This is a genomic window from Streptomyces sp. NPDC055140 (genome assembly GCF_053607285.1).
In genome coordinates, this window is record NZ_JBSGTG010000026.1 from 78,954 (window position 1) to 100,600 (window position 21,647).

A 21,647-nucleotide genomic window follows, 5' to 3' on the forward strand; every position below is an offset into this window, starting at 1 on the left:
GCCCGTCCGTCCCGCCGACGCCGTCCAGGAGGTCACACCCGGCCAACAAGTGATGCCCAAGCGATACGGAAGTGACGAACACCCACTAGTCCGCCACGCACAAACTGCCCGAATAAGCCGCAAAGGGGAACGAGTTCGATCGCCGGAACCCTCTGTGGCGGGCTCCCGACCGCTCTCAGTCCATCCGGCGTGCGTTACCCAACAATCCGGTCTCGGCGTCCGTCGCCCGGGTCATCACGTACTGCCGGTCGCGGTCGGTGCACCACAGAGTGACGCCGTCCGCGAGCGTCGGCAGGGACTCCCACTCGCCGCGCGGCAGTCCGATGACACGACCGATCTCCGCCGCCTCGTCCGGCGAAACCCGCTGGACCCCGACGAGCCGCGCCTGGCGCATCAACCGGGGCGCCACCGGGCTCAGATAGGGCAGCAGGGTCAGCACGGACTGCCACGGCGCGGAGGCCACTCGCCCGCGCGGCGGCCGCATCCCGCAGTCCCGCACCACGAGCACCGGGCCACCGGCGGACGCGCCCTGCGGCGGCACCCGCCCGACGTCGTGCACCGTCATCCCGGACTGGCCGCCACCGACCGCCTGCACCAACTGCGCCCAGGCCTGCGCCCGCCCGGTCTCCACCGCGACCCGCGCGCCCGTCGCGGCGGCCCGCAGCGCGAGCACCTGAGCCGTCCACAGGCCACCGATGAGCACCATGTCGTAGGGCGTCGGCCGGTTCACCCCGAGCACAGCGGGCTGGCCGTCGGCATCGACGCCGACGACGACACCGTCGTCCCCGATGGGCAGCGCGAGCGAGTCCAACTGCTCTACGGAGAGCGTGTGGCGCTGGTGCCGCGGCCCGAAGAGCCCGAACCCGGTACGGGGACGGTCGCCGGTGGCCGGCGCGGGAGGCGCGCCCGCATTGCCGTTCCCGTTGCCGTTCCAGGAGTTTCCGTCCCAGGATCTTGCCCCGGCCGGGGGAGATGACGTCATGGCCATCAGCGCGCACCTCCGAGGGGCAACGTGGCGAGAACTCCGGGCAGTTGTTCGCGGTCGAGCCGGACGAGACCCGTCTTGGCCTGCCGCGCGGCGGTCTCCAGGGACCGCCGGGCCGTGGTCAGCTCGCTCTCGCTGCGTCCCGTGATCCGCATGTGTCCGCAGAGCTGGATGTCCCGCTGGTCACCGCGGGACAGCGTCAGGCTGAACGTCGTGGCCAGCGCGGGCACCGTGGTCAAGAGTGCGACCAACTGGTGCAGAGCGGGCCCGGATCCGCCGAGCTGCGGCCAGCGCCGCACCCAGTACGTGGTGTGTCTGCGGTTGTCGCAGCGCCAGCTGCGGCCGGACTCCTCGGTCCTGCGCTGCGGCAGCTCGCTCCGCCCGGCCTGCGCCGTCACCATGGGGTTGGCGCACGCCGACGTGGCGACGGCGGCCGTGAGCTCCTCCTCCGTCAGCACACTGGCGCGGAAGCCCGCGCCGGTCAGCCGGCTCGCCAGATGCTGGGCCGCGCGGGCCACGCACTTCTGCGCTCCTGCGGTGCCGCCACCGCGCGCGGCCACGGCCTCCGGGCACAGCTCCGGGTCGAGCTTCAGGGCGATCCACGTGATGCGGACGGCGGGGGAGCCGGTCTGGGCCTGCAGCGGCGCGTAGTTGCTCACCGCCACGGACTGCTGCGGCAGGTGCAGCGCGGGCGCGGGCTGCGTGTGCAGCACGATCTGCGCCGACTCGAGCTGGATCCCGTCGACATCCAGGGCATCCCGCACGATCCCTATGGGCAGCGGCCGCCGGGAGCGCTCCGCCCGCAGGGCGGTGGCGTCCGACTCGACCTGGAGCACGGCGGTCAGGAAGCCGCCGTCGCCGACCATGCCGATGGGTCGCTGATCGCGGTCGTCACCCCGGCTGTAGCTGTACGTCCGCAGCGAGGGGTCGCACTCGACGGCGGGCGCGAGGCCCGGCTCCGTGCCGGGCGGGACCGGTGTGCTCGCCGCACGGCGCTTGCGCGCGCGCAGCGCCAGGACGGTGCCGAGCCACTCGGGCAGCGACCGCCCCCGACGGCGTACGACGGCGAACAGGACGAGGATCACGGCGACTACGCCCGCGGGCACCAGTGCCAGCTTGTCGACGACTGCGGCGCCGGCGACCAGCGCGGCGGCGACCTCGATCATCACCATCTGCTGGAGCCGGAACGAACCGGCCCGTCCGGAGCGCGACTTCAGATGAAGCGAGACCGGACCGGCGGGCGCCGCCGGAGAGCCGGCCCCACCGCCGGACCGAGCCGCCGGCGCACCGTCTCCCGGTCCCGGCCGACCGCTCGACCGCGACCGGGATTGCGACCGCGATCGGGTCCGCGTTGCGGAAGCCATCACTCCAAACCCCCCGAACTCTCCCGAAAATCCCTGACGTACAGGGCCTTTGAAGGCCCCAGCACCCTACCCGTCCCACACGCACAACCACGCAACAGGCATAGTAGGGGCCGGGTCTGACAACGGAGGGCGGGGGACGCAGGTGCCCCCGAGTGCTGCACGGGGAGAAGCGGACACAGATGGCATCACGGCGGGACGAACTCAACGCCTACACCTTCGCGAAGCGTCGTACGCTCGCGTCCTTCCTTCAGCCCTCACCCTCCGGATCGGAGGAAGGGGCACCGAAACCGCTGCGAGCGGTACTGCCTGGCGTGATCGTCGGCGTCGTCGTCCTCGCCGTGTTCGGGGCGTGGGGGATGTTCAAGCCGACAGCGCCGCCCCAATGGGACGAACTCCACAAGAACGTGATCGTCGCGAGCAAGTCGACGACGCGGTACGTGGTCCTGGTGACGGACGGCAAGAAACAGCTGCACCCCGTCCTCAACATGGCGTCGGCCAAGCTCCTCGTGGACCCGAGCGACAACGCCCCGGTGACGGTGTCCGAGGACGTGCTCGACAGCGGCAAGATCCCGCACGGCGCCACGATCGGCATCCCGTACGCCCCCGACCGCCTGCCGCCGGACTCCGAGGCGGAGTCCGCCAAGCGCTGGGCCGTCTGCGAGCGCCCGGGCGAGGGCGGCCGCGCCATCCAGAAGGCGGCGTTCGTCCTCGCGAAGCGGGACCTGGGCAAGACGGAGGGCCGCGAGTCGAAGCTGAGCGGCGGCGACCTGATGTACGTCGTCGGCCCGGACAAGGCCAAGACCGAGTACGTCGTCGACGCGACCGGCACGGCCTACCGCATCGCCAAGCAGACCACGAAGGAAAACCAGCAGAAACTCCTGACCGCCCTCGACATCGCCGCCGCGAACCAGGAGCCGCAGCGCGTCTCCAGGGACTGGCTCGACACCCTCCGCAAGGGCGCGCCGATCACCTTCCCGACGCTGGAGGGCCGCCCCGGTGACTCCGCCAACGCGAACAGCACGCTCGACGACTCCGCGAACCGGGTCGGCATGGTCCTCAAGACGCCGAACCAGTATTACGTCGTCCTGCCGGGCAAGGTCGCCCCTGTCAGCGACTTCACCGCGCACCTGCTCCTGTACAGCCCCGACCTGGTTCCCCTGGACCAGGGCGGCGAGCCGCTCAAGGTGAGCCCCGGCGCCGTGGTCGCCGGCCAGAGCTTCGGGCCCGCCAACTGGCCGAAGTACGAGCCGAAGACGGTCAACGAGGCCACCACCGCGGCCGGCAGCCGCAACACCGTCTGCAACGTCCTCGACAAGGTCGACCCCGACAACGGCCGCACCACCCTCAGCACCTGGGCCGGCAAGAACTTCCCCGCCCCCCTGCCCGTCGGCTCCTCCAGCGCCTACGTCACCGCCGGTTCGGGCCAGCTCTACCGTCAGTTCACGGGCACCGAGACCAACGTGGGCCCCGTCTTCCTGGTCACCGACACGGGCCTTCGCTACGCGATGCAGTCCAACAGCGACAGCGGCGCCGACGACGCGGGCATCGGCACCACCGCGAAGGAGCGCAAGGCACGGCGTGCGGAGGCCAAGCAGGCGGTGACCAAGCTCGGCTACGACAAGGTCGACCCGGTGCCGATCCCGCTCGCCTGGTCGCAGTTCCTGCCCACGGGCCCGCGCCTGTCCACGACAGCGGCCAGCCAGCCGCAGGGCTCCTAGGGCGGGGGACACGATGGCGTACGCATCAGGGAAGTCCGCGGCGACGTGGACGCGTAAGGCGGCGCTCGTCGGCGCGCTGGCCGTGACGGTGACCACCACCGTGATCCTGCCCGCGAGCCCGGCGGCGGCGGACGGCGAGCAGTGCACCTTCGGCCCGAAGAACCCGAAGTACGCGGGCCGCCCCTGGGCGCTCCAGCGCGTCCTCCTGGACGACCTGTGGAGCGAGACCAAGGGCAAGGGCGTCAAGGTCGCCGTCATCGACACGGGCGTCGACGTCAAGAACCCGCAGCTGACCCGGGCCGTCGACACGTCCAAGGGCAAGAACATGCTGCCCCCGAACCTCAAGGACGCCGACGGCAACAAGATCGAGCGTGGCAACGGGAACGGCACCACCGACACCGTGGGCCACGGCACGCGCGTCGCCGGCATCATCGCCGCGCGCCCGGCCAAGGGCACCGGCTTCGTCGGCCTGGCCCCCGAGGCCACGATCATCCCGATCCAACAGAACGACGCGGAGGGCCACGGCACGGCCGAGTCCCTTGCCGACGCCATTCTGTACGCGAAGTCCGTCGGCGCCCAGGTCATCAACATCTCCCAGGACACGGCGAACGCGGTCAGGCCTGCCCCGAGGCTGGAGGCGGCGGTCAACTCGGCCCTCGCCGCCAAGATCGTGGTCGTCGCCTCGGCCGGCAACGACGGCCTGGACGGCAAGGTGCAGAAGACCTACCCGGCCTCGTTCCCCGGCGTCCTGGCGGTCGCGGCCTCCGACCGCAACAACGAACGCGCCTCGTTCTCCCAGCAGGGCTACTTCGTGGGCGTGGCGGCACCGGGTGTGGACATGGTCTCCACGGTTCCCGGCGGCGGCCACTGCTCGGACAACGGCACCAGCTTCTCCGCCCCGTACGTGGCCGGAGTCGCCGCCCTCGTCAAGGCGAAGCACCCCGACTGGACGGCGGCCGAGGTCGTCGCCCAGATCGAACAGACCGCGGAACGCTCGACCGCCGGCCACGACCGCCTCGTCGGCTGGGGCGTCGTCGACCCGCTGCGCGCCGTCACGGAGGACCCGGATCACCCGATCGAGACCCCGTCGCCCCATGAGGGGCTCGCCCGGGAGAAGGCTCCTACGGCGGCGAAACTCCACTTCGGCGAGACGGCGCAGCAGCGCGACACCCGCCTCGCCACGTACACGGTCGTCGGAGCCGCCGTGCTCGTGGCGGGCCTGGGCGGCGCGGCCGTGGCGGTACGGGACGCGCGGCGCAGACGCCGGAACTTGGCCGGCGGGGCATGGACGCGATGAGCGTGATCAGCTTCGCGCTCGCCGCTGTGCTCCTGCTGGCGGCCTGCGTGAACGCCGATCGCGTACGCGCCTGGCGGCACGCCCTCAACCCTTCGGCGGACGAACTCCCTGACGCCGCCTTCACTGTCGGACGCATCGTCTTCGTGGTCCTGGCGGGAGTCGTGGCCCTCTCCGGATTCCAACTGAGGGCCGTCGCCCACGACTCGGTGTGGAGCGACGACGAGCTGAGCCACGCGGTCGAGTACGCGACCGACGATCTGGACGCGCACTCCTACCTGGGCATGGACGCCCCCTCAGACAGCGACTACGAGTCGATGATCGAGGACGCGGTCGTCCGGCGGGGCGGCGGCGGAGCCCCCGAGAGCGGCGTCTCCGCCACACCCAGCGGGACAGGCACGGCATCGCACGGCGCCTTCATGGTCCAGGCCGACGGCGCCGACGCGTCCTTCTGCGTCTCCGTCACGCGCACGAGGTCGAAGGACGGCGGCTACGACGCGCCGGGCGTCGCGGGCGGCGAGGGGACGGCCGAGACCGTCCCCCTGTACGAACTGGCGGCGACGAGCCGCGAGGGGACCTGCTAGTCCGGCGCGGCCGTCACCCCTCGGCGCAGGCCCCTGAACCGGCCGCGGCCGCTGCGTACTCCTTGATGAAGCGGTGCATGTCCGCCGCATCCGCATCGTCCGAGACACGTGCCGTCACCCAGAACGAGCTGTCCGCACCGGCCGACTTCGGGCACTCCACCCGACCGACGGCCCCGGTCTCCGAGTAGATGAACCGGCCGTTGTCCGCGCCGGCATCGGTGGGCCCGACGCCGACGGCCGACATGGCCACGTCCCTCGCCGAGACACCGGGGGACCGCCAGTGCCGTCGGTGATCGGGCCGACGAGGGCGCCGTGCGGCGCCCACCGGGGGCATCGGTCGGGGATTTCGGTGTCGAGTCGTCCCGCGGGCGGTTCAGGTGTAACTGCGTCGACTGAAGCCTGCAGATTCGGTCGTCCCTATTCGGCCAAATCCATGAAACCAGGGTAGTTGGCGGCGATGGGAACGGGATGGGGGCGTCCGGCCTTCCCGTGCCGGCCGCGTGCGATGCCGGGGGAGTTGCTGACCGCTCGGCTGTCGAGAGAGGGTTGTTTCCTAGCTTTTGTCAGGTTGGGCAGACTGGCGGATTCCCTCCTTGCGTTCGCCCTGGGGTTGGCCTTCCGGCGTAGGGCGTACGGGACGCTCTCCGGTGCTGGAAGGGGGCGTGGGGTGGAGTGGTGAAGGGGCGGTGAGGGGGCACGTTGAGGCGCGTTTCCGCTGGTAGCGTGCCTTTGCCCGGTGCTGTCGGGTGTGCGTGCAAGTGAAGTTGTAAGAGGGGGAGTTGCCGTGGCTGCGGATCTCGGAGTCGGCCCAGGCGTCTTGAAACAGGGCGCGAAAGACATGGTGGAAATCCTCAAACCGGTCAAGAAGGTGGACCTTGGGGACGCGGCGGATGTGGCCACCAAAGTGGGGAACGATGACGCGGCCGCGTCGCTGGTGACTTTCTGCGCGACATGGGAGTCGGGGGGCGGGCTCCTGGCCGACTGTGCGGCGACTTTGGCGGACGGACTGGATCAGGCCGACGGTAACTACCAGGACACGGATGAGGCCATCCGCGACGCTGTGAAGTCGGTCAAGACCGCGCTTGCCTGACGGCGTTGAGCCCGGCGTAGACGCAAACTCAAGAACAAGAACAGGGATTCCGCACTCATGGCAGCGACGCTCGGGTCGACTGACGACCCGAAGGATCTCATCCCGGGGGAAGCCGGCAAGCTCGGCGACGTCGAGACCGCTTTCAACAGCTGGTCGGACAAGTTCGAGAAGATCGGCGACGGCTTGCGCGACCTGCGCATCAAGGGCTGGGTCGGTCAGGCCAGCGACGCATTTTGGCCCACCTTGGCCAAGGAGAAGACCAACTGGTACTTCGCGAGTGACGCGATGTCGGGGGCCGCCAAGGCCGTCCACTTGTACTCCTCCACGTTGACCTGGGCACAGGGGCAGGCCGGAACAGCGATCGACAAGTGGAAGGCCGGGGACCACGAGGGCGCCGAAACCCTCCTGAAGGGTGCTCAGAAGCAGCTCAAGGAAGAGGCCGAGAAGCTCACCAAAAAGCTCCACGACCTCGCGGGCGACTCCAAGGACAGCCCTGACTGGCTTACCGCGATCCGCAGTGGTGTGGATGCCAAGAAGTGGTTGGAGGACCACGGCGTCGGCAAGAGCGCCATCGCGCCCGACGCGTGGAAGAAGGAGAAGGTGTCGTGGTTCGGTGACGAGACCAACCCACGCCACAGGGAAAAGGAGTGGGGTAAGGGCGAGGACGGCAAGTGGTACTTCCGGGACAAGACCGATGCGGCCGGCGCCGACGATGAGGCCGGACCCGGCAAGAAGGCCGAGGTGAGCATCAAGCTCGCCGAGTGGTCGGACAAGGCCAGCGTGTGGTCGGACGGCATCGACGGTGACGGGAAATGGGGCGACGCCAAGTACAAGTACGCTGCAGGTGCCCAGGCCCTGGGCGTGGACGGTTCGGCCGGCCTGAGTGTCACCGACGGACGGTTCAAGGCCGGTGTTTCGGGAACCGCTTATCTCGCCCAGGCGTCGGCGAATGGCAGCGTGGAGTACGGCGTCGCCGCAGTCCAAGGTGAAGCGAAGGCCTTCGTGGGTGCCGATGCGTCGGCGAACGTCTCCGCCGGCAAAGACGGAGTGCACGGCGGCGCGGAGGCGTTCGCCGGAGCCAAGGCGACAGGGTCCGCCTCTGCCGACGTCGGCGGTGTCGGCGCTGGTGTGAACGGCGAGGCCTGGGCCGGCGTGGGAGCCGAAGCGCATGCCGATCTCGGCATGAAGGACGGCAAGTTCACCATCGGCGGCGACGTCGGAGTGGGTTTGGGCCTCGGCGGCAAGGTCGGTTTCAATGTCACCGTTGATACCGGCAAGTTGACCGACACGGTCAGCGATGGTGCCGACGCCGTGGGCGATGCCTGGGACAGCACAGTCGGCGGCTGGTTCTAGCCCGCGCTGAAGTTCACTGAAGGATTGGATCCACCATGGCGGCCACGTTGCCGGTCAAGATTTCCTTTTCTCTGCCGGACGGCTGGCAGGCGGCACCGCCGGACGAGGTCGGCGCGCCGAACGTCGCGTTCGTCGCGCTCCATGCGGCCTCCATCGACGGCGGGTTCACAGCGAATATCACCATCTCCGGCGAGATGCGCAACGATGGCGCCACCATCTCGCAGATCGCCGACGAGTCGGTACCTCGGCTCGAGCAGGGCGGGCCCGTGCGCGTCCTCAAGAAGACCGAGATCGGGACGCCGGACCTCCCCGGGCTCACGGATTCTCCGGGAATCGTGCAGAACCTCGTTCTCTCCACCACACTGCGAGGGGAGCCCATCGAGCTGTGCCAGAGCCAGGTGTACCTCGGCATGGAGGATGTGCGGAACCCGGCTCAGCGCGCAGTGATCGAAATCGTCCTCACCGCGACGCAGCAGCAACTCGGTCAAGTCATCGAGGACTACAAGGAATTCCTGCGAACGGTGCGGCAGGCCGATGACTCCGCCGGCGGCGCGGCCAACTAGCCGTCGACACACGCAAAGCGCCCCTTGGCCCGGTGCATTCTTGATCCGGGGCAAGGGGCGCTTTGCTTTTTCTCAGGCGGATGTCCAGGCCTGGGCGGGAATCCGGTCAATGACGTCGCACAGGTAGTTCAATCGATCCTCGATCGCCTGCTGAGACAGATAACCGGTGTACCACGTGAACAGTTCGTCGTCGCGTACTCGAAGAGGGTTCGTCTCGGCACGTTGATCGGAGAGGAGGAAGGCCCTCACGTCGTCAGTGAGAACATTCCGGACGAAAGCTTCGTCATCCGTGGCAACTCGGAACTTCTTGTCGAATTCCGGTACATCGAGCAGTGTCCTGGGCCTTCGTCCCATCGCCGTATCCAGCTTGCTCGGTCGCCCCACCTGCATGAACGGCCCCGAGCCTGGCGCCGAGACGAGGAACATCGACTCGAACGTGAGCGTCCTGCTGTCACCGGCCTGACTACCGCCCGACAAGGGATTCGAGTACCGGTACTCGAAGCATTTGAAGGCGCGGCCGCGGAACTCCCCTGTGATGTAGTGCCACGCGGTCAGGTTCGAGCCTTTGCCCGGCATCGGGCCCACGCCGCAATACTCGGTGGCCCGTCCGCGCGCGCGCCGCTCATAGCTCCAGCCATGCGTAGCGGCAACGCCTTCGAGTTCCGCCCATTCCTTCCGGATCCGCTTGTCTTCTCGGTTACCGCGCATCATCGCCCTGATGGCGAGCGCGACCAATCCCAAAATGATCGCGTACACGAGGAGCTTCAACAGGATCCCAGCCAGCTGTTCCATGGCTCGAGATTATCGCGGACGCTGTGTGCTTCTGTGAACCGAGGTTGGCCTCGTGACCGCAACCTGCGATTGTGCGAGTGAAGACCGTTTGCTGGCAGGGCGAAGAGTTCGTGAAGTGTTCCGATTCGCCCGGATTTCACAGAAGTGTGCCAAGTGGGTGTCTCCTGTGCGCCATATGCTGGGCGCGCCGAAGGGGCGGCCAGCCCCTCCGGCTTTCTGTCACCTGCTTCTCTCAACACCGGAACGGACTCCACCCCATGATCAAGTCCCGCCTCTCCGCCGCAACGTGGGCCCTGTCGGCCGTAGCCGCGGGCGCGCTGCTCATCGGCTGCTCGGCGTCGGTGAGTGCGGGGAAGTCCGACCCGAAGGTGTCCAAGAGCAAGTTGGCCGATACGGTCGCCGAAAAGCTCGCCGCCACCACAGGCCAGCCGAAGCCGGACGTCACCTGCCCCAAGGACCTCGTCGGGAAGGTCGGCAACACCGGCCGCTGCACGCTGACGGCGAGTGACGGCAGCACGCTGGGCGTGACGGTCAAGGTTTCCTCGGTCAACGGAGACAACGTCAACTTCGACATCAAGGCCGACGAGACGCCTTCCCCGGCTGCGAGCTGACCCTTTCGGAGCCACCACGCCTCTCGCGAAGCGAGATGGGAGAGCCGCTGCCGGGTGCTCGGGAGGGCCTGGCGCGGCCGCTCAGTCCTCGCGCCTGCACACGGTCTCAGATGGGCGCCGTCTCGTACTGAGTTGCCGAATCGTCGAGGTCCAGTTACACCTGCGCTGCCCCGTCTGCCGCGCCCCCTTCAAGGCGGAGAGATGGGAAGTTTGCTCCCGCAAGCCCTGTACGAGCTCGTGGCGACGAGCCACAAGGGGGCCCGCTGAGGGCACTCACCCATCGGCGCAGGCCCCTGAACCGGCGGCCGCCGTCGCGTACTCCTTGATGAACCGGAGCATGTCCGCCGCATCCGCATCGTCCGAAACACGTGCCGTCACCCAGAACGAGCTGTCCGCACCGGCCGACTTCGGGCACTCCACCCGACCGACGGCTCCGGTCTTCGAGTAGATGAACCGGCCGTTGTCAGCGCTGGTGTCGTTCGGATCGACCCCCAGCGCGGACGTGGCGACATCACGCGCCGAGGTGTCGCCGCCCAGCTTCTCCACACTGCTGGAGAACACGACCTTCCCATCGACCTCAAGCCGGCAGCGTTTGACGCCGACCGCCGAAGCGGGCCGAACCGCGATCTTCTTCCCCGGCGGCAGCAGCGACTCCAGGGAACCGGCGGACACCTTGATGCCGCACAGCTCCTTGGGAGTGACGTATTCACGCTCGGGCTCGGACGACGAACAGCCGGCCACCGAAGCGACGAGCAACGCCGCACCGAGTGCCACCCAGGCCGAACGGGCTCTGCCGTGCGGGAGTCCTTGCATGATGTCTTCCAATGACTCGCTTGCGGGCGGATGCGACGGTGGGAATGGTGCTGAGTCCGGCACAGGCGCGATCCCGCTCGCCGGTCGTCCCGATGTCGCTGCCCGCATCAACAGTTCCCAGCTCGTGCCACCGGCACACGCTGGAGCGCTCGACCGACTTGGTGTATTCCGTGATCAGCCGCCTCATCGCCGGCGCATCCTTGTGGCCGTCCGCAAACACCTGTGCCACGTCGACGCCCATCCCCAGGATGCGGTTCACGCCGTGCGCCACAACCCGAAAGTCGACATGCAGACGGCCGACGACCTGCAACGCGCCGCACGGACCGCAGCCGGCATCAGCCATTCGGACGGAGCACAGTGGAACTCGGAAAGCCATCACGCACGCCGGCCCGCGGGGTGGGGTTCCTGCCTCTGGCCGCCGTCACCGCCGTGATGGTGGCGGCGGCAGCGGGGTGCGGCGACTCGGCCGAGCGCGAGTACACCGTGCCGTCCTCGCTGTGCGGCATTCATGTCAGGGCGGCAACACTGACGCCGTTGCTGCCGCCCGGTAAGCAGGTGTCGGTCAAGCCGGACAACCCCGTCCCCGAGGCCGTCACGACCTGCGAGGTCGCCGTGGACAAGAAGGTCGTGCTGTCCGTCGAACGCGAGCGACGCGAACCGGGCGCGGCGGCGCGCGACATCGCCGTGGACCAACTCTCCGCCCACGACCCCAAATCCGCGGCGGCCCGCACGATCGCGTACACGGACTCGGCCGCCGCATCCGTCACCCGGTGCACGGCCCAGGACGTGGTCAAGGAGGACATCTCCACGGTCATCAGGGTCTTCGAACCGGGACACAAGGATGAATCGGCGCTCAGGAACTTGATCACGGAATACACGGCGGCGCTGAAGAAGTCTTCGCCTTGCGAAGTGAAATCAGGCTGAATTGTTGAACGCCGCTTCCCTTGTCTTCCCGGGAGTCACGACAGTGAAGATTTCATGGAGGAATGTTCGCCTGCCGGAGAGTGCGCCGGGCCCCCGTGCGGGCAGTGCCTGCGCATCAGAGCCACGACCTCCGGCCGGGCGTCGAGCGCGTGTCGGCGAGATGAGAAGATTGCACCCGAAAGCGCGATACGGCCGGAGCGTTTCGTAACTGACTTAACACATAGGCCAGTTGGTTCGGTTGTACAGCGTGACTACAGTGGTAAAGGCGCGATGAGGGACGCTCGCGCCACCGCGCTCCGGGCGCGGACTGAAGGACCGACGGGGAACGGGGAAGGGGGCACGTCATGCTTCCTGCGGACATGGCGATGGGCGGGGTCTCGGCTGCGGCTGCTGCCGACCTGAAGGTCGGCGCGGGAGTGCTCAAGACGTTCAAACAGCGCGTCGACACGCTGTTGAGCGAGTTCGAGGGCTCGGACGGAGCGCCGTCCAAGGCCGGTGGCCAGCGGATCGCGCAGACCTCCTTGCGTGGTGCGGGTACGAAGTTCCCGGAAGCCGACGGTCTCTACGAGCAGTACAACATCGTTCACGAACGACTCACCTCGCTGTCGAAGACGCTCAGTCTCCAGATCGAGGCGATGGGCATCGCCGCGCATGGCGCGGAGGTCGGCTACGGCAACCTCGAGGACGAACAGCGACGCCGGTTCTGGGCCATCCAGTCGAAGATCGAGCATGACCAGCAGGCTGCGGAGCGCGAGAAGGCGGGCGCGCCTGAGCAGCCGCGGAACGACAAGAAGCAGTCGAAGAAGGGATTCGGGCTGTGACGGGGAAGGACGACTGGGACAAGCTGTCCGGCCAGGAACAGAGCAACGTCCAGGTCGGCGTCACCGACATGACCAATCGGATCTCCGAGGTCATGCACGACGCGTTCGGCTTCGGCAGGGTTCGTGCGCCCGGTCAGAAGTCGAACTTCGAGGACCACGACCTCAACGACATGATTGACATCGTTGAGAACACGAACCCGGCGGACCTCGAGGGCGCCGGTGATGCCCTGTGGAAGGCACAGAAGGCCATCTCGGATGCGGCGACCGAACTCCGCGGTCACCTGACGGCAGCCGAGGACGACTGGCAGGGCGAGGCGGGCAAGGCCTTCCAGATCTGGGGCAAGGGACTCGCCGGACACGCGGACGCTCTCGCCGACTACGCGAAGGCCGCAGGCGTTCAGATCACGTCCGCCGGCACGGGCCTGGCATCCGTTCGCAGCGCCATGCCGCCCCGGGACAGCCGTCTCGTGCGGAAGTCGGTCGGCGACATCCCGGTGGTTGCGCGGGTCGAGACCAACGACGAGTACACCGCCGCTACGAAGGTTGAGGGCCATCGCCAAGAGGCCATCAACCAGATGAACCGGCTGTCGTCGTACTACGTCGTCTCCGAGGAGTCGCTCAAGGGGCTCGAGCCTCCCACTTTCGAGGCGATGCCCAATGTGGGTGTGCCGAAGCCTGCTGGGCGCTCGTTCGCGCCGGAGACGGGCTCCGGAAACGAGACGTCCGGCACGACGCAGCGGCATGCGGCAGTGACCGAAGGCGTGGTCGCACACGATCGCACGATCGCCCCGCACACGGACGTCACTACGACGCCCGTCAAGGACGTCCACGGCGATCTCACCCTCCCCGACCGGCCTGTCGGCACGACGATCGACAGCGTCGACACGCTTCCTCAGCAGACGCCGACGACCCCCGTGACAAGCACCACCAACCCGACCGTGACGCCGACGACCGGCCCGCAAGGACTCCCGCTTCCGTCCTATGCCCAGGGTGTTCCGAATCCCATGGGCAAGGGTCCTGTGGGACGGGCGCTCGGTACGACCGGCGTGCCGAGGAATCCCGCGACCGCACAGGGGCGAGCCGGAACCCCCGGACCCGCGTCGGCTCGAGGCCTGGGGCAGGGCGGCACGAACCCGATGGGGCGCCCGAACGCGACCGGCCAGCCGGGCGTCAAGGGCGGTATGCCGGGCGGCCGCCCGGCCTCCATGGGCCACGGTGTAACCGGAGGCACGCCCAAGCAGGCAGGCACGTCGGCCGGTCGCCAGGGCCTGGGACCGAGGGGCGCGGGCCGGAGTAACGGTGGCGTCGTAGGGGGAAGGCCCACCTCGACCGGTGCGTCCGCAAAGTCGGGTCCCAAGGTGCCGAGAGGCACGGTCATCGGCGGCGAGGGAGCCGCCGGTTCGCGGACCTCGAGCGGCGGGATCAGCCAGCGGGGAGTCATGGGGGCGCCGAGCGCGACGAACGGCGCTGCCAGGAACCAGATGCCGCGCGGTTCTATGGGTAACTCCGATGGCGTGACGGGTGCTCCCGCAGGACGCAACTCCGCCTCCCGCGCGGGCAGGAACGGCTTTACCGCCGGCGGCTCCGGCCTCGTACGAGGTCCCGAGGGCAACCAGAGTTCCGACCAGGAGGAGGGCGATGGCGTACAGCGGCCCGACTACCTCGTCGAGGACGAACAGACCCATCTCCCCAAGAAGCCGCAGCGCGGGTGATCGACCAAGCATGAGCGAGGACGTACGAAGCATGAAGTCAGGGACCAGCCGACGCGGCAGATGGACTGTGCCCCTCCTGAGGCGGGTCGGAAGACGCGTGTCCGCGGTGGGCGCAGTGGTTGGCGCTCTTGCCGTCATGTCCACCGGGCTGGCCCCGAGCGCCGTTGCCGACGACGTGCACGCCAAGCAGTGGTACTTGGACGACATGCTGGCCGAGCGGTTGTGGAAGGTGAGTACGGGCAAGGGCATCAAGGTCGCGGTTGTCGACACGGGCGTTAATCCTGCGACCCCTTCACTGAAGGGCAAGGTCCTGACGGACGACGTTCCCGCCGCAGCCTCGTACGGAGCGACACGTGACTACGACGGTCATGGCACAACCATGGCGGAGCTGATCGCCGGGTCCGGGGCCGGAGGTGGGCTCCAGGGGCTCGCTCCGGGAGCCAGGATCATTCCGGTGCGGACGGCACTCACCACGCTGACGGACAAGGCCGAGCTCAAGAAGACGGCCTCAGTGCCTACGGCGATCAGGGCCGCGGCTGATAGCGACGCTCAGATCATCAGCATGTCGATCGGCCGCGAATTCACCGATGACGCAATGGAGAAGGCCGTCAAATACGCTGCCAAGAAGGGCAAACTGATGTTTGCGGCAGTGGGGAACGCCGGTGACAAGGACAACTTCATCGGTTTCCCTGCCGCGTACCCGGAGGTGGTGGGAGTCGGGGCCGCGGACAAGACGGGCACGGTTGGCAAGTTCTCCCAGTCCGGTGACTACATCGACTTGGCGGCGCCGGGTGTGAACGTCCCCACCTGGTGCGACGCGACCTTCAAGCAGTACTGCCCGGGCAAGGGAACGAGTCAGGCGACCGCTGTCGCCTCCGCGTCCGCCGCCCTCATCTGGTCGGCGCATCCCAAGTGGACGGCCAGCCAGGTCCTCCGGGTAATGATCGATACTGCCGGTCGTGACTGGCCCAAGAACCAGCCGAGCAAGTATCTCGGCTACGGACTGATCAGGCCCGCCCAGAACTTGATCGCCGGCAAGGGGAACCCGGGCGCCCCCGATGTCGATCCGATCACCAACGAAAAGACGTCAGTTGCCGGTTCCACTACCGGCGCTACCCCCTCCGCTTCCGTACCAGCCTCGTCACAGCCCCCGAAATCCACTTCAGGTGGCGAGACCTCGGCGGCAGGATCTAGTGCGAAGTCCTCGGACGGCAATGACCAGTTGTGGATTGTCCTCGGAGCCGCTGCCGCGGTGGTGGTGATCGGGGGCGGGGCGTTCGCGGTGCTGCGAGCTCGGCGCTCCGGCTGAGCCCGCTTCATCGTTCAACGCCCGTCGAGCAGGGGGCCAGATCCTCGCCCCGGCCAGACGGGAATCCGGAAAGTTCCATCAGTAATTCAGGAGAGGAAGGCCGAACATGGCACAGGGTCAGCGGCTCTCAGATTCCGAGATGGTTGCGCTCGAGCGCAAGATCGCGGAGAAGTTCGACAACATCAAGTCGACGGTGCACCGCCTCCAGGGGACGATCGACAGCCTGGAAGGTAACTGGAAGGGCATCGGCGCCAACGCGTTCAACACGAAGCAGTACGAGATCAACGAGTCGATGAAGAACATCGGCAACATCCTCGTGAAGTTCCTCGACGCGATGAGCGGTACGCGGAAGATCAAGGACGACTCCGAGGACCAGGTGCGCCAGGCGGTCAACAAGATCAACGTGTACGACGGCGCCCCGAAGTCCACGCTCAGCGGCTACTGAGCGAACGACCCACGCGTCAGTAGTACGTCTGAAACCCAGGGGAGATGGAGTAGATATGAACCACGACGAGATGATCGTCAAGTACGGCGCCCTCGACACCGCGGCCACCGAAATCGGGACCATGGCCAAGCAGCTTGAGACCGACCTGCAGGAGATCAAGCACCTGGTCGCCGGCACCGTCGCCTACTGGGAGGGCGAGGCGCAGAACGCGTACGGCGACGAGCAGCGGAAGTGGGACAAGGAAGCCCACGACATCCACGTCGCTCTCCAGGGCATCGGCCACGTGGTGCACCAGGCCGGCGGTGACTACATGGGTGGCGACAAGAAGGCCGCCAGCTTCTTCCTGTAAAGCGAAGAGCAAGAACTGCGGGGTGGGCGCGCGCGGGAGGCGCCCACCCCGATGTTGTGTCGCCACAGAAGCGTTCCAGCGCTGCCGCATTTTGAATTGGACAATCAGAGATGACCTACGGACCACCGCCTTCACCGTTCACCCAGTCGCAACGCGCGGCGGATGAACGCAGGCAGCGGCGTACGAGGCTGTGGGTCTCGGTGATCGTGGTTCTGGTTGTGGTGGCGTGCGCCGGTGGTTGGCTGATGTGGGCAGGTCTCCCCGGTGGCGGCAAAGACGACTCGGCCGGGGTGTCCACGGCGCGGAGGCAGGCACCGGACGAGGTTCGGGAAACGGTCGAAGATCGTCCTAAGGATCGGTCAGGGCACTTGGCGGCCTCGCTGGCCGACGATCTGAAGCCGGGCAAAACGCTGAACATGCCGGGCACATGGGCGACCGACAAGGTTCTCGTCAAGGGCATGAATTCCACCCTTGAAGGGATCGGGATCGGCACCGACGAAGAAGCCTGGCATTACGGCTTGTCCGGCGAGATCTGCGGCACGACGCGGCACGTGACGGTCGACGGGCGTACCGCTGTGCTCTTCAGGAACGACAAGAGCAAGGGGCTTTGCAATCAGCTGGCGCTCTTCGATCTCGACACGGGAAAGAAGCTCTGGCAGGTAAGCATTCCCACGTCGAAGACCACCATGGGCGAGGACGTGCCGAACGTTTCCATGACGCAAGGCGTCGTCGCCGCGGCATGGAGTGCTGGTTCGGCGGCCTACGACATGTCCGGCGGGAAACAGCTCTGGGAGCGCAAGCGCACATCTGATTGCCGGGAGGGCGGATACGCCGGCGGCCGGGCGCTGGTCGTCCGGCTCGACTGTACGGACAGGGCTTCCGGTTCCTACGATCCTGAGTACCGGGTGCAAAAACGCGATCCCCGGACGGGTAAGACACTGTGGACGTACAAGGTCTCCAGCGGCATCGATCTCGTCTACCTCGTGTCGGCAGAGCCGCCGGTACTGGCTGTCACGGCCGGCGAGGATGGCCTCTCCGACCTGATCTCCCTGGACGCAAAGGGAAAGTACCGGTCGACAATCCGTCTTGAGGGTGGCCACTACGACCTCGACTGCAGCACTACCGGTGTGGAGACCGCTGTGGACAAATGCGGTCAGGTGGTGGTCGGGCGCAAGCAGGCATTCATCACCGGTGGTGAGCAGACCGAAGGAATCAACCACAGGTCCAACTGGATCGTCTCGTTCGACCTCGCTACGGGGAAAAGCGTAGAGAAATTTGATTCGGGTGCGGATCAGATGGTGTACCCCATTCGCATGAGCGGCGATCAGCTCCTTGCGTTCAAGGAAAGCACTGACAACTTCGCCCCTGCATCAGTGGTGAGCCTCAACCCTGCGACGGGTACGGAAACGCCGTACTACTACTTCAATGTGCCACCCGAAGCGAAATTCATGGACCCGAAGACCGATGACATCGTCTTCGAAAAGGGCAGAGTCTTCTTCGCTTCCAGGGAGCTGCAAGCAGAGGGGCCGGGGGGCAAGCCGGTCCGGACGTGGGGTGCGGTCGGCATCGAAAGCGTCGCGGCCGCCCGCCCTCCGAAGTAGCGCCGCCATCGCCGTCGGCTGTTTTCCCACATCCGTTACACCAGAGGGACCCCTCCCCAGCATGCTCACGTCAGATGCGGAATCCGCGGCCAGAGCGCCTCGTCGTATCGGCCCGTACACCCCCATCACACGCCTCGACGACCGCACATCCCGTTCTCCCGTCCCCGAGAACCGCTACATCGCCCGTTCCCCCGACGGTGACCGCACCGTCCTCGTGAGTGTGCCGCTGCCCGGTAGCGACCCGCAGCGCTACATGACCGAGGCCGACGCCTCCCGGTACCTCCTCGGGCCCTGGGCCTCCCCGGCCACCGAACTCGCCGCACCCGGCGATTCCCCCTGGCACGCCCGCCCCTACCTGCCGGCTCTCCCGCTCCCCACGGCCCTCGTCGTCCACCGAGGCCCCCTGCCCGAGCACACCGTCCGCGCCCTCGGTGCCGCCCTCGCCGAGACGCTCGTCGTCGCGCACGGGCAGAACCTCACGCACGCCGGCGTCTCCCCGGCCGCCGTACTGCTCGCCGCCGACGGGCCACGCCTCACCTGCTTCGGCGCGGTGCGCGCCGCCGCACCGGACGGGACCTCGCGCTCCGGGCTGCCCGGGCTCGACGCCGGCAGCCTCCCGCCCGAGCAGGCGGCCGGCGGCAGACCGAGACCGCTGGGCGACGTCTACGCGCTGGGCGCGACCCTCGCCTACGCGGCCGCCGGGCACACCGCGCCCGAGCGGGACGAACTGCCATCGTCCGTACGCTCCCTCATCGGACGGTGCCTTTCCCGGGACCCCGGAGCACGTCCCCAACTGGCCGAACTTCTTGATGAGTTCGCTCCGGACAGTCAAGCCCACCCGTCGGGGTTCCAGACCGCGAGCCGCGCCTCCGCCCTGCTCATCCCGGGCTGGCTCCCAGCCCGTGTCATCGCGGCCGTCGCGCACCAGTCGGCCGCCGTCCTCGCCGCGGAGATCGTGCCGCAGGAGCGCCCGGTGTGGGCGCCGCCCCTCCCCGTTTCCGCCCACCGCCAGGACTGACGCACCCATGCCTTCGCCCCTCACCCACGACGACCCTGTCGCGTTCGGCGCGTACCGGCTCATCGCACGTCTCGGCAGCGGCGGAATGGGCACCGTGTACCTGGCCCGCTCGGCGGGCGGGCGCACGGTGGCCGTGAAGACGATGCACGCCCGGATCGCCTCCGATCACGCCTTCCGGACGAGGTTCCGGCTGGAGGTGGACGCGGCCCGGGTCATCGGCGGACAGTTCGGCGCCGCGGTCGTGGACGCCGACCCGCTCGCCGAGACTCCGTGGCTCGCCACCGAGTACGTACTCGGGCCGCCGCTCGACGAGGCGGTCGAACTGGCGGGCCCCCTGCCGGAGGCATCCGTACGGGTCCTGGGGGCGGCACTCTGCACGGCGCTCGGCCAGCTCCACCGGTCCGACGTCGTCCACCGGGACCTCAAGCCGTCGAACATCATGGTCACCGCGTACGGGCCCAAGGTCATCGACTTCGGGATCGCCCGGGCCATCGGCGACGACCGGCTCACGAGCACCGGAGCCGCGGTCGGCACGCCCGCGTTCATGTCCCCGGAACAGGCGACCGGGCAGGAGCACACGCCGGCGGGCGACGTCTTCGCGCTCGCGGGCGTGCTCGTCTTCGCCGCCACCGGCCAGGGCCCCTTCGGCCACGGCCAGCCCGCCGACCTGCTCTACCGGGTCCGATACGGCGACCCGGACCTCACGAACGTACCGCCCGCGCTGGCGGAGATTCTGGGGCGATGCCTGGCGAAGGATCCGGCGCAACGGCCCACGACCGACCGGCTGGCGGCCGAACTGTACGACAGGGGAGGGGAGTTCGCCGATCATCTCCCCACCGCGCTGCTCGCCGACGTCGGCCGCCGGGCCACCGAGGTGTGGCAGTTCGCGCCCGCTCGCCTTCCCGCGCCGTTCGGTGCGACCCCGGAGGCGGCCGTACCCGTACCGAACGCCGGCCCGTCCCGCCGTCGGCTGCTGCTGGCCGGCGGCGGCCTCGCGGCCGTCGCGGCGGCCGGAGCGGGCGCGTGGTGGTGGCGCGGTCAACAGGCCGGTGATGACGAGCCCGCCGAGGAGACGGCCGGCGCGACGCGGAACCTCGACTCACTGTGGCAGCGCGCCTCGGGGTACGACCCCATGGACCTCGCCCCTGTCCAGCCGCACGCCGTCGATGATCTCGTCCTGCTCGGCGTCGACGCCTGCGAGGCCAAGGGCGGCGGGAGCAAGTGGCAATCGCGGACAGGGGAGTTGAGCTGGCAGATCGCTGTCGACGGAAGCAGGGCGTACCGGCTGGCGAAATGGGGTGCCGGGGACCCCGAGACGCAGACCCCGCCGCCGCTCCCGGTCGAGACCATCGATCTCGCCGACGGCACGACGAAGGAGACCGTCACCCGGCTGTCCGACGTGAACAGCGCACTTGGCGCGAACCAGCTTCTGTGCGTGAGCGACGGAGTTCTCTACATGGCCGTCGGGCGAGGGAAGTACTACTACGACGGCATGCTTGCCAGTCAGAGCTGGTCACTTCGGGCCGTCGACGCCGACACCGGAAGGACCCTGTGGCGCAAGGATCTGCCCAAGCGACCCGACAAGAGCCGGCGCATGCACTTCCTCGCCGCCGAGGTCGTCGGCAACCGTCTGGTGACACTCCAGGAGACCCAGGAGTGGAAGATCCGCGTCGTCGTACGTGACGTCCGCACCGGGCAGATCAGCTGGGACAAGCCGTACGAGGTCGAGTCTCCCGGCGGCCTGCGCTCGGCCCTCGCGACGGACGGGCGGCACCTCTATCTGGGGGCCGGACCGCTCCAGTGCCTGCGGCTGAGTGACGGCAAGCAGATGTGGAAGACGAAGAGCGGCACGTACTACGGGCCGCCGTCCCTCAAGGCGGGCGTGCTGTACGCCGTGGCGGAAGGCGTGGGCATGACCGCGGTCGATGCGGCGGGCGGCGACGTGACGTGGTCCGAGAAGGGTGACAGTGAGGATCACGCGAGCGTCGACTGGGCGCCTGTCATCGGCACCAAGTACGCGTACTACAAGAACGGCGTGGTGCTGCGTGCCATCGACATCGCGACGCACAGGACCGGCCTGACCTACACGACCACGGGGGACCGCTTCTTCGCCCACGAACGACGCAAGGTGATCATCGCTGTCGACGACGACAATGCGTCGGCGTTCCCCCTGCGCTGACTCCCCGCCTCTCCCGTCTCCCGTCCTCCGTCCTCCGTCTCCCGTCTTCCGTCCGCGGTCGAACCGGCTCCCCTGACGTCTCCCGGGCACGGCAAGCCCCGCCCCATCAACAGAAAGCCCCG

At 68.2% G+C, this 21,647-nt stretch carries 21 protein-coding genes; 16 read left to right on the forward strand and 5 right to left on the reverse strand.

What is annotated here, in order from left to right; translation table 11 throughout:
* Positions 1 to 175 precede the first annotated feature (175 nt).
* Entirely contained in the window at positions 176 to 988 is an 813-nt protein-coding gene (locus ACWFR4_RS36500) for a hypothetical protein (RefSeq protein WP_453467382.1), read from the reverse strand.
* Entirely contained in the window at positions 988 to 2,349 is a 1,362-nt protein-coding gene (eccE, locus tag ACWFR4_RS36505) for a type VII secretion protein EccE (protein ID WP_453467380.1), read from the reverse strand. Before eccE ends, ACWFR4_RS36500 begins: the two co-directional genes overlap by 1 nt.
* 179 nt (positions 2,350 to 2,528) lie before the next feature.
* Between eccE and eccB the strand changes: the two genes are divergently transcribed.
* Genes eccB through ACWFR4_RS36520 form a run of 3 tightly spaced genes read left to right on the forward strand, consistent with a single transcriptional unit; the run spans position 2,529 to position 5,945 of the window.
* Positions 2,529 to 4,067: a type VII secretion protein EccB gene (gene eccB, locus ACWFR4_RS36510; protein ID WP_453467378.1), complete on the forward strand. Its 1,539-nt coding sequence runs from the start codon at positions 2,529 to 2,531 to the stop codon at positions 4,065 to 4,067.
* Positions 4,068 to 4,080: 13 nt separating this feature from the next.
* The gene (gene mycP / locus ACWFR4_RS36515) at positions 4,081 to 5,364 is read left to right on the forward strand and encodes a type VII secretion-associated serine protease mycosin (RefSeq protein ID WP_453656143.1); all 1,284 of its coding nucleotides are present in this window, start codon (positions 4,081 to 4,083) and stop codon (positions 5,362 to 5,364) included.
* Positions 5,361 to 5,945 carry a hypothetical protein gene (locus ACWFR4_RS36520; protein WP_453656144.1) on the forward strand — a complete coding sequence of 195 codons (585 nt, stop codon included), beginning with the start codon at positions 5,361 to 5,363 and terminating at the stop codon, positions 5,943 to 5,945. The genes mycP and ACWFR4_RS36520 overlap by 4 nt, the downstream gene beginning before the upstream one ends.
* A 13-nt stretch (positions 5,946 to 5,958) precedes the next feature.
* On the opposite strand, the gene ACWFR4_RS36525 is transcribed toward ACWFR4_RS36520, so the two are convergent.
* A complete protein-coding gene (locus tag ACWFR4_RS36525; protein WP_453467373.1) occupies positions 5,959 to 6,189 on the reverse strand; it encodes a hypothetical protein in 231 nt (76 codons plus the stop codon).
* Positions 6,190 to 6,729: 540 nt separating this feature from the next.
* On the opposite strand from ACWFR4_RS36525, the gene ACWFR4_RS36530 reads away from it, so the two are divergent.
* Genes ACWFR4_RS36530 through ACWFR4_RS36540 form a run of 3 tightly spaced genes read left to right on the forward strand, consistent with a single transcriptional unit; the run spans position 6,730 to position 8,951 of the window.
* Entirely contained in the window at positions 6,730 to 7,035 is a 306-nt protein-coding gene (locus ACWFR4_RS36530) for a hypothetical protein (protein WP_453467371.1), read from the forward strand.
* A 57-nt stretch (positions 7,036 to 7,092) separates the two neighbouring features.
* On the forward strand, positions 7,093 to 8,388 hold the full coding sequence (locus ACWFR4_RS36535; RefSeq protein ID WP_453656145.1) for a putative T7SS-secreted protein: 1,296 nt from the start codon (positions 7,093 to 7,095) through the stop codon (positions 8,386 to 8,388).
* Between the two features lie 35 nt (positions 8,389 to 8,423).
* Positions 8,424 to 8,951 carry a hypothetical protein gene (locus tag ACWFR4_RS36540; protein WP_453467367.1) on the forward strand — a complete coding sequence of 176 codons (528 nt, stop codon included), beginning with the start codon at positions 8,424 to 8,426 and terminating at the stop codon, positions 8,949 to 8,951.
* A gap of 72 nt (positions 8,952 to 9,023) precedes the next feature.
* On the opposite strand, the gene ACWFR4_RS36545 is transcribed toward ACWFR4_RS36540, so the two are convergent.
* Complete coding sequence (locus tag ACWFR4_RS36545; protein WP_453465912.1) at positions 9,024 to 9,743, reverse strand: hypothetical protein; 720 nt, start codon at positions 9,741 to 9,743, stop codon at positions 9,024 to 9,026.
* 257 nt (positions 9,744 to 10,000) lie between these two features.
* Here ACWFR4_RS36545 and ACWFR4_RS36550 point away from each other — a divergent pair, with 257 nt between their 5' ends.
* Positions 10,001 to 10,354 carry a DUF4333 domain-containing protein gene (locus ACWFR4_RS36550; RefSeq protein WP_453656146.1) on the forward strand — a complete coding sequence of 118 codons (354 nt, stop codon included), beginning with the start codon at positions 10,001 to 10,003 and terminating at the stop codon, positions 10,352 to 10,354.
* Between the two features lie 273 nt (positions 10,355 to 10,627).
* Here the strand turns inward: ACWFR4_RS36550 and ACWFR4_RS36555 are convergent, their stop codons facing one another.
* A complete protein-coding gene (locus tag ACWFR4_RS36555; protein ID WP_453656147.1) occupies positions 10,628 to 11,230 on the reverse strand; it encodes a hypothetical protein in 603 nt (200 codons plus the stop codon).
* 333 nt (positions 11,231 to 11,563) lie between these two features.
* Here ACWFR4_RS36555 and ACWFR4_RS36560 point away from each other — a divergent pair, with 333 nt between their 5' ends.
* From ACWFR4_RS36560 to ACWFR4_RS36600, 9 genes are all read left to right on the forward strand, one after another.
* Positions 11,564 to 12,091: a hypothetical protein gene (locus ACWFR4_RS36560; protein WP_453656148.1), complete on the forward strand. Its 528-nt coding sequence runs from the start codon at positions 11,564 to 11,566 to the stop codon at positions 12,089 to 12,091.
* A 344-nt stretch (positions 12,092 to 12,435) separates the two neighbouring features.
* Positions 12,436 to 12,912 carry a hypothetical protein gene (locus tag ACWFR4_RS36565; RefSeq protein ID WP_453465920.1) on the forward strand — a complete coding sequence of 159 codons (477 nt, stop codon included), beginning with the start codon at positions 12,436 to 12,438 and terminating at the stop codon, positions 12,910 to 12,912.
* Positions 12,909 to 14,624, forward strand: coding sequence for a WXG100 family type VII secretion target (locus tag ACWFR4_RS36570; protein ID WP_453656149.1), 1,716 nt, complete (start codon positions 12,909 to 12,911; stop codon positions 14,622 to 14,624). The genes ACWFR4_RS36565 and ACWFR4_RS36570 overlap by 4 nt, the downstream gene beginning before the upstream one ends.
* Positions 14,625 to 14,760: 136 nt before the next feature.
* Positions 14,761 to 15,933, forward strand: coding sequence for a S8 family serine peptidase (locus tag ACWFR4_RS36575; protein WP_453465924.1), 1,173 nt, complete (start codon positions 14,761 to 14,763; stop codon positions 15,931 to 15,933).
* Positions 15,934 to 16,039: 106 nt separating this feature from the next.
* Positions 16,040 to 16,378, forward strand: coding sequence for a WXG100 family type VII secretion target (locus ACWFR4_RS36580; RefSeq protein ID WP_382758841.1), 339 nt, complete (start codon positions 16,040 to 16,042; stop codon positions 16,376 to 16,378).
* Between the two features lie 55 nt (positions 16,379 to 16,433).
* Positions 16,434 to 16,727 (forward strand): WXG100 family type VII secretion target, encoded by a 294-nt coding sequence (locus tag ACWFR4_RS36585; RefSeq protein WP_453465926.1) that lies wholly within the window; start codon positions 16,434 to 16,436, stop codon positions 16,725 to 16,727.
* A 110-nt stretch (positions 16,728 to 16,837) separates the two neighbouring features.
* Positions 16,838 to 18,328 (forward strand): outer membrane protein assembly factor BamB family protein, encoded by a 1,491-nt coding sequence (locus ACWFR4_RS36590; protein ID WP_453656150.1) that lies wholly within the window; start codon positions 16,838 to 16,840, stop codon positions 18,326 to 18,328.
* 61 nt (positions 18,329 to 18,389) lie between these two features.
* Positions 18,390 to 19,346, forward strand: coding sequence for a serine/threonine protein kinase (locus tag ACWFR4_RS36595; RefSeq protein WP_453656151.1), 957 nt, complete (start codon positions 18,390 to 18,392; stop codon positions 19,344 to 19,346).
* 7 nt (positions 19,347 to 19,353) lie between these two features.
* On the forward strand, positions 19,354 to 21,525 hold the full coding sequence (locus ACWFR4_RS36600) for a protein kinase domain-containing protein (RefSeq protein WP_453656152.1): 2,172 nt from the start codon (positions 19,354 to 19,356) through the stop codon (positions 21,523 to 21,525).
* Positions 21,526 to 21,647 lie beyond the last annotated feature (122 nt).